Raw genomic sequence first — 17,936 nt, 5'->3', positions numbered from 1 at the left:
GTTAACGATTTAGAGGTAATTCATGCGTCAACTCATTGCAAAAGCTATTAGGCCATTACTACAAGCATCATTATGTACAATTTTTGTGGTCTCGCATACACAGGTCTATGCTAATCATTCCCATACTAGTCATGGTGTTTCTGAAAATAGTTCGCAAGCTATTACTTCAAAACAAGTATCGTCAACAATTGCAGTCTCTGACGCAAATAGGCAACTACAAAATTTATTGGATGAAATTTGGCAGTATGAACTCTCGCAGTTTCCTGGCCTTGCAAGATCCAAGGGCTTAAAAGCGGTTGATTTACCTCGGCAGTTTACCGATATCAGCATGCCCGCCATGACCGCAAGATACCAAAAATTTACAGATTTTATGAGCGCTTTAACCAAAATTGATGAAACCGCATTGTCGTCGGAAGACCGAATTTCATTAATCATGCAAAAATACCGTTTGCAAAACTATATGTCTCACTTTGAGTTTAAAGAATACCGAGTGCCTATTACTTCTGAATATGGTTTCCATAGCAGCATTGGCGGCGCATTGAGTAGAATGTCTCTAAATACTCAAGACGACGTTGCGGTGTATACCCAAAGTTTGCAAGAGGCGGCTGAATTAATTGATGTCAATGTTGCCTATATGCGCGAAGGTATGGAAACTGGCCATAGCCAACCAAAAGCCGTTTTGCTTGGTTTTGAAGATTCGATAGCCGCTTACATCATTGATGATATTAAAGAACACCCATTCTCGAAAGCAATGCTAAATGATAAAAAAGGATTAATTAGCCCCGAACAAAAATCATTGATCAATACCTTAGTCAATGATGTTAATACCGCCTATAAAAACTTTTACAATTTCTTTGTTGATGAATATGTGCCAAACGCCCCTGACGCAATAGCAGCAACCAACTGGCCAATTGGCGTCAATTTTTACAACAACCGCATTAAACACTACACAACGACCGATTTAAGCGCTGAAGAAATTCACCAAATAGGCTTAAGCGAAGTAGCTCGTATTCGCGCAGAAATGCAACAAATTGTCGACAAATTAGAATTTGATGGTGACATTAACGCCTTTATCGACTTTTTACGCACAGACAAACAGTTCTATGCGGAAACACCTGAAGATCTTATTATGTACGCCTCGTATGTGGCTAAGCAAATGGACGCCAAATTACCTAAGCTTTTTTATAAAATGCCTCGCACGCCCTATGGAGTCGCACCAGTTCCCGACGCCATTGCGCCAAAATATACAACCGGCCGCTACGTTTCACCAAATAGCGACGACGAACCCGGTTATTATTGGGTTAATACCTATGCGCTAGATAAACGTCCATTATATGCTATCCCGGCACTAACACTGCATGAAGCTGTGCCTGGGCATCATTTTCAAATATCGCTTGCGGCCGAAATGAACGACTTACCCGAAGTGCGCCGTTCTACCTACATTTCTGCCTTTGGTGAAGGTTGGGGTCTATATTCAGAATACCTTGGCGTTGAGGTTGGTATTTATGACGACCCATACGACGATTTTGGTCGCTTAAGTTACGAAATGTGGCGTGCATGCCGTTTGGTAGTCGATACTGGGATGCATGTATTTGGTTGGAGCAGAGATAAAGCACTAGCCTATATGCTCGAAAATACCGCATTATCCGAACACAACGTTACTACCGAAATTGATCGTTATATTTCGTGGCCGGCACAAGCACTTTCATACAAATTAGGCGAAATAAAAATCAAAGAACTACGTGCTAAAGCGGAAGAAAAAATGGGCGACGCTTTTGATTTGCGGGCTTTTCATGACGCTATTTTAGCGCATGGTTCGGTACCACTATTTGTATTGGAAGAGAACATGCACGCATTTATAAATGGGCATTAAAATAAAACCATCACGCTTGCTGAATCACTTCAGCTTTAGGTAATACTTTAGTTTGATGCGTTTGATCGTTATAATAATTAACAATTTAGATTGCCCAGTTTTAAATGCTACTGGCTGTAGTACTTAAATAACCCCCTTACTAACAAGGATGTAATAATGAAAAAAATCTTAATCGCTGGTGTGGTAGTTGTTGCTGCTGTTGCCTTAGCCGGCCCAAGAGTGGTTGGTTTGCAATTTGAAAGCCAAGTCAACTCAATAGTTGCATCGGTGAACGATATGCCGCTTTACCGAGCAAGTGTAACAACGATGGATAGTGGTTGGTTTTCTAGCACGGCAGAAGTTAATATTGGTATGGATATTCCGGGTTTCGAAGACACTGAACTTGCAGCAACCGATTTCAGCTTCAATATTTTGGTTGAAGGTAATCATGGCCCGATTTTGACAGCCGATGGCTTTGCTATAGGTTGGCTGCATACGCAAATTAAAACCAACGCTAAAAAACTCCCTGACGGTTTCGTAGCAAAAGACGACGCTCCAATTTATAGTTTTAACGGTGTAACAGGTTTATTTGGCGGTACTGCTTATAAAGACGTGGTTGCTCCGTTTACTTATACCGATACTGAAACACAAACAGTTGTCGAGTTTTCTGGTATGAATGGCAACGGAAACATTTCAGGTAACACTCTGAGCTATGCATCTACAGGCGATAGTTTAAACATGGATATTGGCTCGGTGCTAACGTTTAATATGAACAGCTTGTCGTTAGATATGGATGCAAAAGCCGATTTAGCCAGTATCCTAAATCAAGAATTATATGATTCAGTCGCCAATATAACCATCGCTAGCATGAGCTTTAATAACTCAATGGATAACTCTAGCAGCGAAATGGAAAATATGCGCATCGATATAGTATCTGATTACGATGAAGCAAATGATTTAGCCGATATCAAATTTGGAACTAAACTCGCATCGGTTATATCGCCTGAAACGACACTCAAAGACTTAGTTTTAGATATTGAAGTTAACAACATTCAAGGCGCATTTATAACAGCGTACAACAAATTAAGTGGTGAGATGCTTGAGTTAGCCACTGAACCTGATGCCTCTATGGCGCTAATGCAAACCTTCATGCAAGAATATGCATTGGGCCAACTTCAAGCTGAACCTGAGTATAACTTCACCAACATTAGCGGAAAAATTAATGACAGTGACTTTAGCGGTAACATAGCTGCTAAGCTAACTGGCATAACTGAACTGCCCGCCACGATGGAAGACCCTTCGTTTTGGTTAGAGCATGCCCTTGTCGACAGCAAAATGACAATGCAAAAAGGCGCAGCTCTCTATTTTGCAACTCAAATGGTTAATAGCCAATTAGCCGCTAATCCGCAGTTTATGGCTATGAGTCCAGAAGAGCAGAAGCAGATAGTTGACCAGCAAGCAGTCGCTACACTAGATGGCCTAGCCCAACAAGGCATGGTCACTGTTGATGGCGAAACTTATGAGCTTATATTTACCATGGAAGACTCTGTTGCATTATTAAACGGAAACCCTATCCCGCTTTAATATTTTACAGAAACCCATAGACCATTAAAAACAGCGCTTCGGCGCTGTTTTTTTGCTTTTATTACCAACATCGTCACCCTCGTCATTGCTTTCCCTAACCCACGTCATTGCTGCGAAAGCAGCAATCTGCTTATTACTACCTTTTGCATCCCATAATTAAAGGATCTTTAAGGAGATCTCAGCTTCCGCTGAGATGACGAAGGCTTTTAAAAGCTTTAACCGCTCAGCATTACGTCCTCAGGAGCAAGACGAGAGTTTTACCCGATATGCAGAGCATATTAGCGCTTCAAAACGCTTTCTGCGTAATTTAATAGAGATTCAGCATCGACCCTGCTTGAGTAAGCTTCGATAAATACTTTACCAACAATCATACCATCTGCATCTAAAACAAACGCGCCAGGATGTCCAATACCGTATGCTTCTTCACCAGGGTTGTATTCCTCATTTAATATGCCGAGGTTTATAACGCTTGCTGCATTGTTGTCGCTAAGGATTGGATAATTTATAGAATATTTGTTCTTGAAAGCTTTTTGATCTTGTGGAGAATCGTAGGTTAAGCCGACTAGCTTAATACCAGCCTTTTCAAATTCGCTTAAATGTTCATTCAAGCCATGCATCTGCTTCATACAATATGGGCACCAAACTACAGAGCGACTAACAACAAAAATGGTGCCTTTCTCTCCCGCAAAACCTTCTAAAGAACTTATATTTTGACCATTATAGGTCGCATCAATCTTTGGAAAGGATTGCCCAACATCTGTGCCTGGATCAAAGCTATCGGTGTCGGCCGACACATACATATCAGCCGTAATCGCCTCTTTCGCTTTTTCGATTAAGGGTGCTTTATAAATAAAACCAAGAACACCCAAAAGTAGAATAATTACAAAGATACTCATTAATGCTTTTTTCATAATATTTGTTGACTCCATGTAGCCAAAGTAGGCTCAAAATGATTAACCAACGGCACAGATGCCTGCTCAAGCTGAAAAGCTTCTTTTAAGCTTATTGATTCAGGATTATGCTCAAGCGCCATTTTAAGTGCTGTAATCGCTTCTTCTTGTCGTCCAAGTTCTTTTAAGACTACGTATTTTAATTGGTAGGCAGTTGCCAAGCTTGCGTTTAAACTCAGTGCTTTGTTGTATGATGCAAGGGCATTATCTAATTGCCCATCTAAATGAAAAACTTGCCCTTGCACGGCAAAGGCTTGGGGTAAGTCCTGTGTTTGCACCAAGGCTTTCGCCAAATGGTTTTGAGCCAATTGTTTGGCTATTTCAGGCGCTAAAATATCAAAGTTTTTACTCCTGTCTGAAGACAAGAGTACGGTGTCGGCCAGAGCAACATAAGCTTTGCTAAAATCCGGCGCAATCACGATCGACTGTTCAAAAAATTTACGCGCTTCCTTTAAGCTCTCAATGGTCTGCTCGGCATAGGCTGCTCGCCCGCGCATATACATTTGATAAGCTTCAACGCTCTTAGTTTCAGAAGGGTGTTTAAAATCGTCAGCGCTAATAAAATCATCACTAAGCGAGTTGATTATTGCCCTGGCAAGAGTCGACTCCAACGCAAATATTTGATTCAGTTTGCGAGTATAAGACTCAGACCACAAAACCTTGCCGTCACTTACGTTGATAAGTTCTGCACGTAAACGGATATTATTGCCTGTTATTCTAACGGTGCCTGTCAGTGCGGTTTCAACATTTAATCGACGTGCAATACTTACGGGGTCTAAATCTTGATTTGCTAATATATTCACCGAGTGTAAATCAATCACACGTAGCTTGTTAGCGCTACCGATTAAAGAAGTAACTTCTGCGGCTATGCCATTTGCAAGGTAGTCTTGATCTTTTTCAGGACTGCTATCGGTAAAAGGGATTACTGCAAGAGAGCTGGCAATTAGCTGCTGCGAAGAACCCTCGGCTGTTTTGGCGTATTCTATTTTAACCTTATAAAAATAACTTACACCGGCATAACCCGAAAGCGCTGTAATGCTTAAGAATACTAGCCATTTGCTTACGCCAAAACGCCCAGCTTCTTCAGAATTTGGATCGGAAATAGCTTCTAAGCCATTACTGGTGATGTTGAAATGCCATGAAACGTATAACATCACTGGAATGCCTGCAAACAAAATCACCACGGTGAGCGTATTGACTAAAGGTGAAAGGTTTAACATGGGCACAAGCACACTAACCACCTGTAACAGCAGCCAAACAACCCCTAGGTAAGGCAAAAAGGTGTTAAACACTTTTCGCCTTTGAATTTCTTTTATTAAAGCTTGCAAGATGAGCCCGTTAGTTACTGTTATATGGTGTGAGCAATGCATTTGATGATGCAGCTATTTGCCAATAACTACGCATAAAAGCCTAGCATGGTCTTGTTTAAAAGAAAATATCCTAACTGATATATACTTTTAACCAATAGGCGCTATTTTACTTAGACTTTTACTCTGCTAACAAGCAACTCTTATTTACCCGTAGTTTGTGTCAGTAATTTTTACACTTTCGTAATTTATACATTTCATTATTATGTATGTAATTGTTATTATTGACTTTAATTGCACGGTGTATTTCTTGCATGTCGTGGGCATTCGTCTTGATTTTCCCATTAATGTGCCCTTCGGGATAAGACTACTTACCTTATAAACACTAAAAATAAAAAATAATTTTGGAGTACCTTATGTCCCGTAGTTATCAATTAGCAGCCCTGCTGTTTTTGAGTATGTTTGTATTTGTGGAAATTGCTGAGGCAAGGTTAATTCGTGGGGGGGGAAGAGCAGAACTGAGCCGTGTTTATGAACAAACGATTTACTATGTTGATAATCAATACAATAATGCCGCAGGCATTATTGAAGATTTTGGCAATAGTCAGGTCAGGTTTAGAGATAGCTTGAGGGATTTAAGTGCCAAAGCCTTTATTAATGGCGACAACAATCCTATTAGCGCATTCCCCGGTGGAGAAGGTTGTACGCGAGGCTACGTGGCAGGTGAAGTGCAAGACGCACGAGACCGCATAGGTGAACTCGAGGGCATTGGCAACAACAGAACCCCTTCGGAAGAAGCCGAGCTTGCGACGCTATTGGCGTTTATAGCTGAAGTAGAATTAAGTGAGCCTTGTAAGTGGGAATTTGATTATGGCGAAGCGATAGATGTAGAAGGTCTATTCCAATTAGCCTTTTTGAATCAAAATGGTAGCTTGGCTACTGACGTGAATTACGATGTTGTATGGAATATAAATGGCGAAGATCACGCCGGAGAGATTGGATTGACCGATAGTCAACCCTCTGCACTACTTTCGCTTAATAAATTGATTGATTTAAACCCAGGCGTCTACGACATTAGTGTATCGGTAGGTTTATCTTCTGACAAAGGCCGCTTTTATTATGAAACTGAAGAACCTAGCGATGGCAGTGCCGATGCGGTTGTAATTGAACCTAATCCAGTATGCGTAGACAATCCAGACTTTATAGATGAGCAAGACTATATTTCTAATTTTGAAGCAAATAATCCTGGTGCTACACAAGACGATATTGACGATGCTTTAGATGAATACTATAACAATCCGACTATTTCTGATTCTTTAGTTTGCGGCCATAATAGTGTTGTGCAAAATGTGAATGCTGGCACTCTTGACCAAGACATTTTCAATTATAACCAGCAAACTCGTTACTTCTCGTTGACTGAAACATTGATTATTCTTGACGCAAATAATACCCCACCCGCACCTGCTAGTGCACCTTATGCCTTTACAGCATTTTTGATGGGCTTGGTTGGACTTGGAATTAGACGTAGAATGATTATTCAATCCAAACAGTAACAATTAATTTTTTAAGTTAAAAAGTTATTAAAAAAGGGAGCCGAAGCTCCCTTTTTGATGCTACCTTACTTCTAATTAAATACATAAACTAGTTTACATCTTCAAATAAACGCTTAGCTTCTTCTTTTTGTTTAGCTAAATCATCTTCAATAAATCGAATTAGAGTGTTTATTTTTGGTTCATTATTTACCGCGTTCAAGAGAGGGTCGTAACTTGTCCACCATTCACGCCAACCTTTATCAATTGCAGTCTCAAGTGCACTCGCAGCTTTTGTAGATTCTCCTCTTAATGCAAAAATCCGTGCTTCTAAATAATTTGTCTCAGAATATGTAATCGAATTTTCCTTTTGCGCATTCAATAGAGATTCACATTCATCAATTAACATTTTCGATTTATCCATATTACCCTTAACCTGATATGCCCATGCCAACTCAATTGCCGGCGAGCAGTAAGGCATATAGAATTTATCTAGGTCGGATATTAATTCTTCTTTATTGGTGATTAACTCTGCAGCGATGTTTGTATCCCCAAACATCGAATGATACCAACCGGCTTCAAAAGCGACCCAATAATCATCAGGGTTAGCGGCTATTTCAAAATCCATTTTTTCAAAGAGCTCAGAATATTTTTTCTCAAATATCAATATCGTCGAGTCAAAGCCAGGATCATCGGTAGATGCTTTAATAATATCTGTGAGCCCAAGCATGATCATAGCGTCAAACATTTTTCTTTCAAATTCAAGATTACTCGGTGACAGCTTTACCGCTTTTTTCCATTGACGAATAGATTCAACAAAATTAGCTTGGCTATAATATAAGTCTGCAGCGCCTATATAAGAAAAAGCTGACTCAGGGAAATCTATTCGTAATTGGTCGAAAAGAGCCTCAGCTTCTCCATATTGAGCCTGCCAAATTAAAAGCACACCCAAATTATAAGAGCTGGTCAAAAACAATGGATCAAGTTTTTGGGACTGGCGCTGAGCGGCTATAGCTTCTTCATATTGCTGCAAAGTAGTCAGAGCAAGTGACTTCCACATGTAAGCTATGGCTAAGTTTGGGTTAAGCGCTATTGCTTTATCATAAGCTTCTAAGGCACTTTCATACTCATCTCTCAGCATCAAAACGACACCCTTTACCGCAAAAATCTCAGGAATATCCGGCTCTCGAGCTAAAGCTTTCTCTAAGTTCTGTTCAGCTAAGTCTGCTGCAATATCTACCGCTAAGACCCCGAAGCCGTCTACTCCCTCAGATAACGATGCTAAAGCATCCGCCAAAGCAACATAAGCCTTTGCATACTCGGGGTCTACGGCTATCGCTTCTTCAAAATAAGCGCGGGCTTCTTGCATCGCTTCTGCGGTTTGTTTGCGGTAGGCTTCCCGGCCTTTTAAATACAGTACGTAAGCGTCTACATCGCTTGTGGACGAAAGCTTACTTAAGTCTCCTGCTTCTACAAATTTGTCTTGCAATAAATTCACCACGGCGCGGCTAATTTCGCTTTCGAGATCAAAGATATTACTAAATTCACGTACAAAGGTTTCGGTCCAGAGTACTCGTGCCGACGCTGTGTCTTGCAATTCAACACGTATGCTTACTCTGTCGTTAGTTGAGCTGATACTGCCAGTTAACAAGGTTTGCACACCTAAGCGCTGACCAATTTCGCTGGGGATTAAACCTTTTTCAACCAAAACTTGGCTAGAGCGCGACGCCGACACTTTAAATAGGTCTGTGCGTCCTAACTGGTTGGTAATTTCTTCTGCCAAGCCAGTGGCTAAATAGCTTTGATCTTGCGCGCTGCTGTCGTCTTTAAATGGCAATACCGCAATAGAATCAGACTTTTCAATGGCTTGGTTTGCGGCTTGCTCTGCCTCTAACACCGAAGCTTCGAATGTATTGTAGGTTTGTACGCCTATTGCACCACTAATTAACACTACCGCAAAAAGGCCTATCCAACTCCAAGCGCCTAGGGGTTTGATGGGCGCATTTTCGTCATCGCCGGTAGCGGATTGCTCTGGCAGTGGAGGTGTTCGGGTAATTCCATTGAGGCTTAGGTCAAAGTGCCAGCTAAAATACATCACAATAGGCAAGGCACACATAAGCGCAATAAAAGTGGCGGTGCCCACTAGCTTAGACAGCCCTAGCATGCCACTTAGCACACTCACTACTTGCAGTAGCAGCCAAATAACACCCACGTACACCACAAGGGCTTTGATCACCTTGCGTCTTTGCAGCTCGCTAAAAAATCGTTTCATGGTAAATACTTTTTTATTGTTATGTTGTTTGTATGGTTAATACCTAATCAACATCTGATGGCAAAGGGCTCATATTTACAGAGCCTGCATTTTGACTGTACTGACAGTGTCTCAGTCTGATATAGCTTATTTTTTAAGCTTACAGGTAGAGTAAACGACATGCCTTTGGTATTCAACTAGGCATGCTTTAAGTTTTTCAGTATATCAAGAGCCCCCTTATATTAAAGGTGGCTGATTTTGTTGTGCGCGTTTTTTCTTTGAGCTCGACACCATCCAGAATAATCCCAGTACGATAAGCACTATGCCGCCACCCATCATGCCAAGTGAATTCATGGTGCTTGTTGGGCTACGCCCTTCTTATTAGGACCGCTACTAGCATTTTTTATAACCACCCTTTTTGCCTAGCAATGCGGGCTGCATCGTGGCTATTTATCGCATTGAGTTTAGCGATGGCTTCTGATAAGTAATTTCTAATCGTACCTTGAGAAAGAAACAGTTTGTCTGCCACTTGTTGAGTGGACATGCCATCTGCAATTAACTTTAGCGCCTTGCGTTCTTTAGGGGTGAGGGGGTCTTTGTCTCCCAGTGCTAAAACCGCAAGTTCAGGGTCAATGATCGTTTTACCTTTAACTATGTCGCGTAACGACGCTACTAAGTAGTCGCTTGGTGCATCTTTTAAAATAAAACCCTTTACACCATACTCCATAGCTCGGCGCACATAACCCGCTTTAGCAAAAGTAGTCATAATCACAAATTTAACGCTAGGGTATAACTTGGCAACCTGTTCGGCTAAATCAATGCCGCTTAATTCGGGCATTTCTATATCGCTCAGTACAATTGTTGGCGGCGTTTGCAAGGTTTTTAAATAGGTTAAAGCTTGAGCACCATTTTCACATTTGTGGACCAAATCAAAGTCATCCTCGAGCGACAGCAAGGTTGAAATAGCATCTCTAATCAAACTTTGATCTTCCACTACCACGATTTTGTGCATGTACTTACCTTTTGCTTTTTTCCATATGCATTTATTTGAGCGCTAGCTGCAAATCACACCTAAAACCCTTGTTATAGCTGAAGTCTACCTTAGCGTTTATAGTACGACAGCGTTCTTGAATACCGGTTAAACCATTGCCAAACTTAATATCAGAAACGTCGCCGTTATCATGCACAGATACAAGCAATATCTGATCTTTTTTTGCAGTAGTTAAGCTCACCTCACTTGCTTGACTATGGCGCAAAATATTAGTGACCAGTTCCTGCAAAATAAGCACAACTTGTGATTCGGTTTTTAAATCGAGTTTGCGTAATTCAGACTCATTAATATCAATTTTTACAAGCAAAGCCTTGCTTTCTAAAAGTTTTACCATGCTGCGAATTTCATCGAGCAAACTGCGGTTTTTTATATGACTCACCGCTTTACGCACATCACTTAAAATATCTCGCGAAATTCGCGCTACTTCCTTTATTTCTTGCTGCGCTTCTTGGTTTTTTCCGCGCGCTAACAATTTATTGGCTAAATCAGCCTTCACCGAAATACTGGTCAACGAATGCCCAACAATGTCATGTAAGTCTCGCCCTATACGTTCTCGCTCAGCAATAGTACTTATTTGTTCAATTTCTTCTTGGGAGCGTTTATGTTGCATAGTAATTAGCGTTTCGCGACGCTCTAAAAAGCCAAAGGAAAAGAGCATTAATACGGCCGCATAAATAGGAGTTAAAGCAATCAAGTCCCAATGCACTAATTCCTTGTTTAGCCATAGCGAATACTCATCTTGTAGCGCCCAGCGTAAGGTAATCAAAAGTAATATCACTAGCAACCACGTGCGGCTTTGCAATAACAATTTAGACGCTAAATTTTTGTCCGATGAGTGGCCTTGCCCCGTTGCAAAGGGTAGGTGGTAAGCGGTAACAAAAGCAACATAAGTGAACAAAAATAATCCGCCAAACGTTAGCAACGACGAAAAAAAACAAATCAAGCCAACCACAATCAAATACATAAAAACCTGTGGTACTTGACTCCTTATTGCACACACGTAGATGAATAAAAATACAACATAGGCCAATACAAGTGCACCTAGCCCAAAAGGAGGGGCTACGGTATAAAAATAAGGCAAAAAGTAAAACAATGAAAAAATAACGCTCACTGACGACCAGATCTTTTTTCTGCCTGAAACCAAAGACGGCATATAAATGCTGTTGTTGACCAATCTTAAGCTCCTGTTGTGGTATCTAGTTTGCTGTTAACTATGTTGGTGGCTGTCTTTTTAATTAATGTATAACGACGCTCTTGAGCATAAATCGAAATCACATAAATCACCACAATTACTAAGGATATTGCTTCAAAGCGGTGCTCTGGAAACAAGTACCAAACCACTAAAACACCAATGGTTCGTGCCGCCGCATGAAAATAACCAACCCAATGCTGAATGATCCAGGAAAATGGTATCCACATTAGGCCGGCTAATATGCCGACACCTAAGGGTACTGCAGTATGATCGTAAGTAGCAAAAGGAATGACAATGGCAAACATACACAAGCACATGACTATCGTACCCATAAAAAGCCGATCAAAGGGATTGTTGGGGCGATGCTTTCCAAAAAAATCTTCCCCCGTAAATTTTGCTACAATAATTGCAAGATAAAATATACTGCCACAGCCAAACCAAACAGCGTAAGTCTTTACCATTTCGTCGGCGAATAAAGCAATAATGCCAATAAGTGCCCATACAATAGCGCCTGTCAACGGCATGGCTAGAAAACGATTTTGGCAAAAAATAGCACGTTGTTCATCTAGTGAGTGATTCATTTTTTGTGCCTCTGTAGATTAAGTACAATGTATTGTGAATATCGCTGATTACAAATAATGTCAGCACAGACAGTGTGTTACAAAAAATGCATTAGGTGTAGACACAAAAGTCATGAATAGTGCATGACAAATGTCACATAAAAACATCAATTGCAGTCAGTAAATTTATCTTTTGAATAAGCTTGCGTCATTTTTATAAGTATTTATACTGTATATCCGTACAGTATATTTTGAGCTGCTTATGAATCCTATTTTGCATGATTTACACAATAAACAATGGGTATGGACAGCCGCTAATGCTAAACAAAATAGGTGCCTACCCACGCTAGGCACTGGTTTCGAGAACTTCGATAAGGTATTAAACGGCGGCTTTCCACGCGCTGGGCTTATTCATGTCGACAGCCCTCTTGGCTGTGGTGAATTACGACTAATGTTGTCGGTACTATCGCCAGGTGCGGCTTTACTTTCTGAGTATGAGCGCACGCAAAAAGCCCAAGCAAACAACAAGCTAGAGGTGTTTATTAACCCTCCTTTTGAGTTAAATGCCGAGTTTTTACTGGCTCACAACTTGCGTTTAGAGCAATTAATTGTGGTGCAAACCAAGTCACTTGAAGAAGCGCTTTGGAGTGCTGAGCAATGTGCTAAAAGCGGCGCCTGCCATGGTGTGTTTTTATGGCAGTCAAAGCTTCAGCACAAACATATTCGGAAATTAGAGCTTGCGGCGCAACAAGGGGGTAGCTATTGCATTTGGCTACAAAACCAAAGCACTCAAGAAGCTAACCTGCCTTTGAGTTTGTCTTTATCGTTACGTCGCGAAGGTGAAAAAATGCTGATTACCGTGAACAAACAAAAAGTCGGCTGGGCTCAAAAAGCGGTTAAAGTACCTTTGCCCTTTACTCGCTTAACAAATCGCTCGCTCAAACATAAGTTAGGCTATAGCGAACCTGAACAAAGCGGCAAGGTTGTGTCGATTAATGCAGTTTGATACACGCTCGCTGTGGGTTTATGTGTATTTTCCGCAGTTACAGTTAGATTTACTAGAATCAACACGCTCTGAACAAAACAAGGCGGAGGTGCCCGCGGCCATTGTCGACATCAAGCAAAATGCGCTTTGCCAAGTTAATCAAACGGCACATAAGCAAGGTCTAAAACAAGGCATGGGCTTAGCCGCGGCAAGTTTGCTATGCAGCGATTTGCGCCTGCATGAATATCAGCCCGAAATAGAAGCCAACGAAATCCAAAATGTTGCCAATCAGCTCTATTTATTTACCTCCGATATTGTTTTAGCACCGCCTAATGCTCTACTGCTTCGCGCACAAAACATGTTGAGTTTATATGGCGGCTTAAACGCTTATTGGCAAATCATCAAACACAGCTTAAATAAACAAAACGTGCATTTTTCTGCTGCCAGCGCTTATTCTATTCAGGCCGCTAAAATGCTTGCCTTGAGTCACTGCAATATGATTAGTGCCAGTCGCAAAAAAATTGCAGCACACTTGGCCAAATGCCCATTAGTGCATAGCGATATTGATGTGAAAGACTTAGCTAAACTAGCCCGTATTGGGGTAAGCACCTTTGCCGATTTGAACGCTCTACCCAATGCGGAAATTGCCAATAGAGTGTCTCGGGTAAGTATGTCGGTGATTAACGAGCTACAGGGTAAACAAGCTTCTAAGGTCACGTTTTATCAGCCACAAACGGTATATCACGATTATTTAGAACTGCTCTACGAAATTCACTTAAGCACTAAACTCATACCTGTTATAGCCCGTTGTTTAAAAAAGCTGAGCCAATTTTTACTCTTACGCAATGCACTGTGCCTTGAAATAGAAATTGGTTTTTTTCAGCGTGAACACGACAAATTTACCGAAATTTTCAACAGCATTCGGCCCATCTACAAAATTCAAGATTGGCTCGATATTATTGAGCTCAAGCTCGAATCGATAAAATTTGAATCACCGGTATACGCTATTTCAATTGCCTGCGACAAATACGAAAATGCAGAAACAGCCAATCAAGACATGTTTGCACAAAAATCAACGCATGTTGCTGCATTAACACTCTTGGCTAGACTACAAAGTAAGCTAGGCAAAACCAATATTAATACCCTGTCATTTGTGCAGGACTTTCGGCCCGAGCACAGCACTCAAAAACGCGTTTTTGATGGCTCAGAACAATGTCAAAACACCGCTAGCATATTTGCTGATCGGCCTGGCCTATTGCTCCCTGAACCACAAGCTTTACACGCCGAGGTAGACGTTATAAAAGGTCCTGAGCGTATTCAAACCGGTTGGTGGGACGACTACCCTATTAGCCGCGATTATTACATTGGCCAAAGCAGCAACGGTCAACAGCTATGGATCTTTAAAACACCTAACAAAGAATGGTTTTTACATGGCTACTTTATCTGAGAAAGGCGGTTTTGCAGAACTAGTATGCCAGTCTAACTTTTCGTTTCTACAAGCTGCCTCTCACCCCGAAGAAATTGTCAGGCAAGCTTATTTTTTGGGCTACCAAGCTATTGCAATTACCGACGAATGCTCGGTAGCCGGAGTGGTGAGGGCTTATACCGAAATTAAGCAAAACCATTTACCTATAAAGCTCATTGTGGGTAGCAAATTCCGCTTCAAAAACCAAGAGATTGTACTGCTCTGCCCAAGCAAAGAGGCTTATAAAGAATGTTGTCGCGTGATCACAAATGCCCGTAGAAGAGCAGAAAAAGGTCATTATGAAGTATCTGAGTGGGATATAAAATCAATAAAACATTGTTTTTGTTTATGGCTACCCACTTTAGAGAAGAATAGTGGCACAACCAGCACCAACGTTCACGCCGAAAATAGCTACCTAAATAAGGGCAGCGCTCCATCTAAAAATGGCAAGCCCTCGCAAAACAGCCAATTTGCTCAATGGCTATTAAAAATATTTCAAGAACGTTTGTTCTTAGTGGTAAAACGCTGGCTTATAGCAAACGAACAAGATTACATAGCTCACTGCAAAGAGCTCAGCGATACACATAAACTACCTATTATTGCTAGTTCTTGTGCGCTCATGCACGACCCTAATCGGCTAGCTTTACAACAATGTCTACAAGCCATTGATCAAGGCTGCAAAATTACCGACCTAGGGCGCAATGCCCTCGCCAATAGTGAAGCTTGCTTACGCCCCATTAGTAAACTGAATACCCTGTATCCTAGCGAATGGCTAAACAATGCTGCTTTACTGGCTACTGCATGCGAATTTTGCATGAGCGAGTTAGCTTACGAATACCCTAGCGAAGTCGTGGCTAAGGGCTTAACACCAACACAATATTTGCGGGTATTAGTCGAAAAAGGCATTAAAAAGCGCTTCCCTCAAGGTATTACGTCTAACATTCGTGCCACTATTGAAAAAGAAATGACCTTGGTCAAAGAGCAATCCTACGAGCACTTTTTTTTAACCATTCACGACATTGTGATGTTTGCCCAAAGCCGTAATATTCTGTACCAAGGCCGAGGCTCAGCAGCAAACTCCGTTGTGTGTTATTGCTTAGAAATTACCGCCGTCGATCCCCGTCAAATTAGCGTGTTATTCGAACGTTTTATTTCTAAAGAACGCAACGAGCCCCCAGATATTGATGTTGATTTTGAACACGAAAGACGCGAAGAGGTGATTCAGTACATCTATCAAAAATATGGCCGACAGCGCACGGCACTTGCCGCAACGGTAGTATGTTATCGCTTTAAAAGTGCGTTACGAGAAGTCGGTAAAGCTCTAGGTGTTAATATTACTGACCTCGATTTTTTTATTAAAAACGTTAACCGCCGCGATCGTGCTATTACTTGGCAGTCGCAATTGTGTGAGTTAGGTATTGATCCTGAATCGTCCTTAGGCAATAAGTTTGTGCACTTGGTCGAACAACTTATTGGTTTTCCAAGACATTTGTCGCAACATGTGGGAGGTTTTGTGATTTCGGCCGGCCCATTGTATGAATTAGTTCCGGTCGAAAATGCGGCCATGCCCGAGCGTACCGTGATCCAATGGGACAAGGACGATCTCGAAAGCTTAAAATTACTGAAGGTAGATGTGCTTGCACTGGGTATGCTTACCGCTATTAGAAAGTGCTTTGACCTCCTTAAACAGCAATATCAACAAGACTGCAGCATCCCGTTTATCACCGCTTTAGGCGACGACCCACAAGTATATAAGCAAATATGCAACGCTGACACTGTGGGTATTTTCCAAATAGAGTCCCGTGCACAAATGTCGATGCTACCGCGCTTACGCCCTCAGTGTTATTACGACCTAGTGGTGCAAATTGCCATTGTGCGTCCGGGTCCTATTCAAGGCGACATGGTGCATCCTTTTTTAAAACGCCGTGACGGTAAAGAAGCCGTGAGCTATCCGTCAGAAGCGGTACGAGGGGTACTTGAGCGCACTATGGGCGTACCGATATTTCAGGAACAAGTTATTCAACTAGCAATGGTAGCAGCGGGTTTTACTGGCGGTGAGGCCGACCAACTTAGGCGAGCCATGGCAAGTTGGAAGAAAAACGGCGAACTAGGTAAGTTTAGGCAAAAACTGATTTCAGGCATGACCGAAAGAGGCTACAGCGACACCTATGCCGAACGTTTATTTGAACAAATATGTGGATTTGGAGAATATGGCTTTCCTGAATCACATTCTGCTTCATTTGCGGTATTAGCGTACGTATCGGCTTGGCTAAAACACTACTACCCTGCGATATTTTATATTGGCTTAATGAATAGCTTGCCTATGGGCTTTTATACGCCTTCGCAGATTATTCAAGATGCTAAGCGTCACCACATCAAAATACTACCGTGTTGCGTGCAAGCTTCCGACTACGATCACCTTTTGGTGCCCCTATTGGATGAGAAAACCGATAGCAATGTCAATACTAGTCATGCTGATAATGAAAACCACACCCAAACACAATATGCCATACGACTCGGTTTACGCTTAGTAAAAGGCTTAAAAAAGCAGTCTGTCGACATATTAATGCAAGCTCGTAAAACAAGTCCTTTCACCGCTCTGCAAGATTTACGTAAACTAGATCTGCCAAATACATGTTTGCAAGCACTCGCTAGCGCTAATGCCTTTTATTGTTTTGGCAAAGACCGCTTTAATAGTCGCTGGCAATTGATGGATGCTGTACCTGAACTACCTTTGTTTAAACAGATTAACGAAACTTCTACAAGTTCTATGATTCACCAACCAAGCTTATTCGACGACTTAGTCGAAGACTACGCAAGCACCGGCTTGTCGGTTAATCAGCACCCTATTTCAATGCTTCATAATGCAGGTTTATTACCTAAATTTACCAGTGCGAAAGACGTGCCCGGCCTACAGCATCAGTCTCTTATTTCAGTAATAGGTGTAGTGTCGTGTAAACAAAGCCCTGGTACTGCCGCAGGCGTCACCTTTATCACCTTAGAAGATCACACTGGTAATAGTAACGTGATTGTATGGCAGCGCAGCGCACGCCTACAAAAATCAGCCTATTTAAATGCCAAAATTTTACAAGTTAAAGGCATTTTGGAGCGCGGCGACGGTGGTGTAGAACATATTATTGCTGGTAAGTTAATCGACCTAACCCATCTGCTGCAAAAGCTGAACCTTAATGCCAGAGAGTTTCGTTAACC

General features: G+C 41.6%; 12 protein-coding genes. 6 read left to right on the top strand and 6 right to left on the bottom strand.

All coding sequences use genetic code 11. The annotated features are described in order from the left end of the window. Positions 1-22: 22 nt before the first annotated feature. A complete protein-coding gene (locus RM552_RS16320; RefSeq protein ID WP_311369949.1) occupies positions 23-1,873 on the top strand; it encodes a DUF885 domain-containing protein in 1,851 nt (616 codons plus the stop codon). Between the two features lie 156 nt (positions 1,874-2,029). Then, complete coding sequence (locus RM552_RS16315) at positions 2,030-3,436, top strand: YdgA family protein (RefSeq protein ID WP_311369948.1); 1,407 nt, start codon at positions 2,030-2,032, stop codon at positions 3,434-3,436. Between the two features lie 278 nt (positions 3,437-3,714). Here the strand turns inward: RM552_RS16315 and RM552_RS16310 are convergent, their stop codons facing one another. After that, positions 3,715-4,347, bottom strand: a complete 633-nt coding sequence (locus RM552_RS16310) for a peroxiredoxin family protein (protein ID WP_311369947.1) — start codon at positions 4,345-4,347, stop codon at positions 3,715-3,717. After that, a complete protein-coding gene (locus RM552_RS16305; protein ID WP_311369946.1) occupies positions 4,344-5,678 on the bottom strand; it encodes a hypothetical protein in 1,335 nt (444 codons plus the stop codon). Before RM552_RS16305 ends, RM552_RS16310 begins: the two co-directional genes overlap by 4 nt. Positions 5,679-6,109: 431 nt before the next feature. On the opposite strand from RM552_RS16305, the gene RM552_RS16300 reads away from it, so the two are divergent. Continuing rightward, positions 6,110-7,246, top strand: a complete 1,137-nt coding sequence (locus tag RM552_RS16300) for a hypothetical protein (RefSeq protein ID WP_311369945.1) — start codon at positions 6,110-6,112, stop codon at positions 7,244-7,246. Positions 7,247-7,334: 88 nt separating this feature from the next. On the opposite strand, the gene RM552_RS16295 is transcribed toward RM552_RS16300, so the two are convergent. The 4 genes from RM552_RS16295 to RM552_RS16280 all read right to left on the bottom strand — a co-directional run bounded on the left by RM552_RS16295 (position 7,335) and on the right by RM552_RS16280 (position 12,297). After that, positions 7,335-9,494 carry a tetratricopeptide repeat protein gene (locus tag RM552_RS16295; RefSeq protein WP_311369944.1) on the bottom strand — a complete coding sequence of 720 codons (2,160 nt, stop codon included), beginning with the start codon at positions 9,492-9,494 and terminating at the stop codon, positions 7,335-7,337. Positions 9,495-9,876: 382 nt separating this feature from the next. Beyond that, positions 9,877-10,485, bottom strand: a complete 609-nt coding sequence (locus RM552_RS16290) for a response regulator transcription factor (protein ID WP_311369943.1) — start codon at positions 10,483-10,485, stop codon at positions 9,877-9,879. Positions 10,486-10,516: 31 nt separating this feature from the next. Then, entirely contained in the window at positions 10,517-11,698 is a 1,182-nt protein-coding gene (locus RM552_RS16285) for a sensor histidine kinase (RefSeq protein WP_311369942.1), read from the bottom strand. Between the two features lie 2 nt (positions 11,699-11,700). After that, positions 11,701-12,297, bottom strand: a complete 597-nt coding sequence (locus RM552_RS16280) for a DUF7010 family protein (protein WP_311369941.1) — start codon at positions 12,295-12,297, stop codon at positions 11,701-11,703. A gap of 241 nt (positions 12,298-12,538) precedes the next feature. Between RM552_RS16280 and RM552_RS16275 the strand changes: the two genes are divergently transcribed. Genes RM552_RS16275 through RM552_RS16265 form a run of 3 tightly spaced genes read left to right on the top strand, consistent with a single transcriptional unit; the run spans position 12,539 to position 17,934 of the window. Further along, complete coding sequence (locus tag RM552_RS16275) at positions 12,539-13,282, top strand: recombinase A (RefSeq protein WP_311369940.1); 744 nt, start codon at positions 12,539-12,541, stop codon at positions 13,280-13,282. Beyond that, positions 13,272-14,708 (top strand): Y-family DNA polymerase, encoded by a 1,437-nt coding sequence (locus tag RM552_RS16270; protein WP_311369939.1) that lies wholly within the window; start codon positions 13,272-13,274, stop codon positions 14,706-14,708. The genes RM552_RS16275 and RM552_RS16270 overlap by 11 nt, the downstream gene beginning before the upstream one ends. Further along, positions 14,692-17,934: an error-prone DNA polymerase gene (locus RM552_RS16265; protein ID WP_311369938.1), complete on the top strand. Its 3,243-nt coding sequence runs from the start codon at positions 14,692-14,694 to the stop codon at positions 17,932-17,934. The genes RM552_RS16270 and RM552_RS16265 overlap by 17 nt, the downstream gene beginning before the upstream one ends. Positions 17,935-17,936 lie beyond the last annotated feature (2 nt).

This window comes from Glaciecola petra (assembly GCF_031846345.1).
Taxonomy (GTDB): domain Bacteria; phylum Pseudomonadota; class Gammaproteobacteria; order Enterobacterales; family Alteromonadaceae; genus Glaciecola; species Glaciecola petra.
Note: the sequence above shows the minus strand (reverse complement) of the source record. Positions and strands in the feature narration are given on the sequence as shown.